Source organism: Actinomadura meyerae, assembly GCF_900188445.1.
In the GTDB taxonomy this organism is placed as follows: Bacteria; Actinomycetota; Actinomycetes; order Streptosporangiales; family Streptosporangiaceae; genus Spirillospora; species Spirillospora meyerae.
Genome location: NZ_FZOR01000094.1, coordinates 1 through 3,559, shown reverse-complemented (window position 1 = coordinate 3,559; position 3,559 = coordinate 1). Strand labels below are relative to the sequence as shown.

Here is a 3,559-nt window from a genome sequence, read left to right as displayed (position 1 = left end):
ACTCCACGGTCCAGGCGATGGAAGTGCTCACTCACCGGCGGCTACCAGGCACCGAGTCTGTCAGCAGTGGCCGACCCGGCAGCTCCCATTAGGCGGTGGCCACCGACACCCCGAAGCCCGCGGCGGCCTCGACGAACGTCTCGCCCTTGCGCAGATGCACCAGCGCCAAGAGGGCCTGCTGGCCGGGGTTCAGCAGCCGCCATCGCGACCTGATCGCCCGGCGATGGCGGCGGACGATCCCCGCCACGTACTTCAGCGTCGGGCGCGACAAATCCACGGCGGCACGGTAAAACAGCATGCAGAAGCTCCTGGTGAGACGGTGTGGTTGTGGTGATCAACCCGTCTACCAGGGGCTTCTCTGCGTCCGAGGAGACTCCAGCAACTCGCGATCATGCTGTGATCAATCGACCCGCCCGAGGATGAAAAAGGGTCACTGACAGAGCAGGGTGTGGCTTTGCGGGGACTCCAAGGACGTGGACGGGCCGATGTTGTCGATCACGCCCTCCGCTTGGGCGTCTCTCATCACCGGTGTCCAGGGTGGCTCCTTCGACATCAGGCATTGACCTGCGCACGTGTGTGGGGCGGCCGGTCCAGGCTGTCCCCTTGCTTTTGTTGGGGGCTGGCCTCGTAGTTCTGTAGGTCGCTGGCCTTGCCGGGTTGCAGCGGAGCTTGCGCAGTGGCTTCCATGACTTTAGTTGGGCGTTTGCGTGCACCGGGTGCGTGGAGCTGGGCATGCAGGTCGTGGGTGCGGCCAGGCATCGTCCCCGACGTCCACACGATCGTCGCCGTCGGGGTCGGCGATGACCTGGAGATGTTCATTCTGTGGCAGCGGTGCTTGGCGGAGTAGTACGGCCGGTCCGCCCACGCCCGATCGAACACGATGAGTGTGCCGTCCAGCCCAGCGGGTGCAGCCCGTCTTTGCCCGCACTGCGCAACGCCGACTTCAATTCGGCGACCGTGCCGAAAGCAGCGCCAGAGCCTGCTCGGCGTACCATCGGGCCCAGGGTGTGCCAACACGCGATCCGCAGCTAATCCACAGGGCGGCGAAATCGAGATGCCTGAAATGAGGCATCCGCAACAAAGGTCAATCGCGATCAAGGTTGGTTGGAAAAATCATGGTCCGATTTCCGACTAAAAAGAGCGAGGTGGCGTCCGGCTGCATATCATGGGGGCATGAGTTTGATTGCGGGCGATCTTGACGCCGCGTCCACCGTCGAAATGGTGAACGCGGTATCGGCGATTGCCGCCGAACTCGCCTCCCGCACTGCTCCCGACTCGCCGGCCGCCTGCCTGGAGTTGGCCGAGGGCCTCGCCGCCGACGTTGATCTGCTGGAGGCTGCGCTGGCGGGTTTCGTCGATGTGGTGGACGGTGCCCGGGAGGTCCAGCGGTGGGGTTTCCCGTCCACTCGCTCCTGGCTGCGGTCCCGCATGGGCATGCGCGAGTCTCGCGCCAGGGAACGCCTCACGCTGGCCCGCCAGCGGCACCGCCTGGCAGAGGTCACCGAGCGGTGGACCGCAGGTGAGTTGTCGACCGGGTACGCCGCGACGATCGCCGAGGCCACCGCCCGCCTGGATGATGACGATTGCCCGGCCGCTGAAGAGATCCTGCTGGACATGGTCGACAAGGGCTTCTCCGCGGGGAAGGTCGCCGGCTTCGGTAAGCGGATCCGCGACGTCATCGCCGAGCGCGACGGACGCGAGCAAGCCCCCGAGGATGTGAAGCGGGGATATGAGCGGTCGTGGATCGACTCGACCCGGTCCCTGGACGGTGGCCGCTACATCAAGGGCTGGTTGAACGCCGAGGACGCCGCGATCTGGGACGGCACCCTGGCACCGTTGGCCAAGCCCGCCGGAAGCGACGACCACCGTGATCTGTCGGAGCGGACTGCGGCCGCACTTACCGGCGTTTTGTCGGGTGGGCACACGGCCACCAAGGTCACCGTCATCTGCGACCTGGACACCCTCACCGGCGGCACCACCCCCGCCCGCCTCACCGACGGCACCCCCATACCGGCAGCCCAGGCCCGCAGGATCGCGCTCACCGCGGGGGTCTCGCCCCTCCTGCTCGGCACCGGTAACACACCGCTGTACCTGGGCCACCGGGTCAGGTTCGCCAACGCCTCCCAACGCCAAGTCCTGGAGACCCTGTACGACACCTGCGCGGTGCAGGGCTGCGAGGTGCCCGGGACGCTGTGCGAGGTCGACCACGTCCACGGCTGGGCCCTCGGCAACAGCCCCACCGACATCGACAAACTCGCCCTGTGCTGCGGCTGGCACAACCGCTACAAACACACCCACCCCGACCGACTCCACATCACCAAAACACCCGACGGCCGCTACACCTACCGCCTCCACCCACCCGACACCGTCCCCCTCCACCAGCGAAGACCACCACCCACATGGCCCCAGGCCGCATGAACAACAGACCGACGCCCGAGCCCGGCCGCCCCCGGCGGCACGGGCCGGGCCCGGCGGCCTACATCTCCTCACCAGCCGTTCTGACGCTGATCCATGGCTGCTTGCTCAGCACGCCGCCGAGCTTGTACGCCGCCCCTTTCCCGCGCCGCCGACACTGGCCGTTCATAGTGTTCGGCCAGCGCCGCCAGGTCGTGGCGGCGCTGGAGGCCGAGTTCCCCGGCGCTGTCGAGCACCTGGACGATGCCGAGACGACAGTGGGCCTTCGTGGCTTCCTCAAGTCGTCTGGCGACAGATCTGGAGCAACGGCACCAAGAACGGGTGGACAAGGAGAGTGACAAGCTGGGCGGCGGCGAAGGGCAGACCGCAGATGTCCGAGTTGCCGCCGGCGCGCTGGGCCCGCTCTGGGTGAGCATGGGCATCCAGGCGAGCAGGTCGAACGCGACTTGGGCGATCGAGCTGCCGGTGGTGCTGGTGGCAAAGCAGGTGAGCCGCGTGCCCTTGAGCCAGCTGATGAGGGCGTCGCTGACGAATTCGGCGACCCGGGCACCGTCGCGAATCTCGCCGCCGGGTTCGACGGCCGGGTCCAGGCTGCGGCTGGGACCAGGACCACGGCCTGGTGGATGGCGTCGGTGATGGCCATCCCCACCGATTAGGGCAGCCATCGGCCGAAGAGTGCGGTGAGCCAGTTGAGGATCTTGTAGGTGCCTCCGGCAGAGTCGGTGCGGGTCAGCGGGCGCCGTTCGCGCCGGTACTTCTTCGGTAGCTGGGCCAGAGCCGCGCGGTGGCTTCGATGTGGTCCGCGGCGGTGTCGCTCCCCGCGTCCCTCGGTCGCAGCAGTTCGGCAACCGGTTCACCGGATCCGTCTGGGCCGTGGCTGATGACTCAGTACGCCGTCGATGTCCACGAGCGTCGGGCCGCCGGCGTCCGGCGTTGCGTTGCCGGTCAACGCCCGGACGTGCCGGCGGCCTTCGGCCCGCGCCCGGCGGATCGCTGCGAGCCATGCGGGGTCCAGCACGCGAGGTACCGGATCCTGGGGAGTCGGGATCGGATGCTCTTATGGATGTCAAGCGGCGAGTCTAAGATCGTTTGTGGTGATGATCTGGTAGAGCTCGCGGGCGACGTAGCGTTTGAGGCATCGGAT

3 protein-coding genes and 1 pseudogene are annotated in these 3,559 nt (G+C 67.3%); 2 read left to right on the top strand and 2 right to left on the bottom strand.

The genetic code is table 11. From position 1 onward, the window contains the following. Positions 1-94: 94 nt before the first annotated feature. Positions 95-298, bottom strand: a pseudogene (locus CHF16_RS38955) (transposase family protein); the annotation flags it as partial. Positions 299-446: 148 nt separating this feature from the next. On the opposite strand from CHF16_RS38955, the gene CHF16_RS42280 reads away from it, so the two are divergent. Further along, positions 447-563, top strand: a complete 117-nt coding sequence (locus CHF16_RS42280; RefSeq protein WP_089331210.1) for a DUF397 domain-containing protein — start codon at positions 447-449, stop codon at positions 561-563. A 610-nt stretch (positions 564-1,173) separates the two neighbouring features. Beyond that, positions 1,174-2,418, top strand: a complete 1,245-nt coding sequence (locus tag CHF16_RS38945; RefSeq protein WP_089331209.1) for an HNH endonuclease signature motif containing protein — start codon at positions 1,174-1,176, stop codon at positions 2,416-2,418. A gap of 68 nt (positions 2,419-2,486) precedes the next feature. Here the strand turns inward: CHF16_RS38945 and CHF16_RS39995 are convergent, their stop codons facing one another. Further along, on the bottom strand, positions 2,487-3,080 hold the full coding sequence (locus CHF16_RS39995; RefSeq protein ID WP_143228376.1) for a hypothetical protein: 594 nt from the start codon (positions 3,078-3,080) through the stop codon (positions 2,487-2,489). Between the last annotated feature and the right edge of the window lie 479 nt (positions 3,081-3,559).

Coding starts and splice junctions, on each gene's coding strand:
- CHF16_RS38945 (WP_089331209.1), top strand. CDS start 1,174: ATGAGTTTGATTGCGGGCGATCTTGACGCCGCGTCCACCGTCGAAATG.
- CHF16_RS39995 (WP_143228376.1), bottom strand. CDS start 3,080: ATGGCTGCCCTAATCGGTGGGGATGGCCATCACCGACGCCATCCACCA.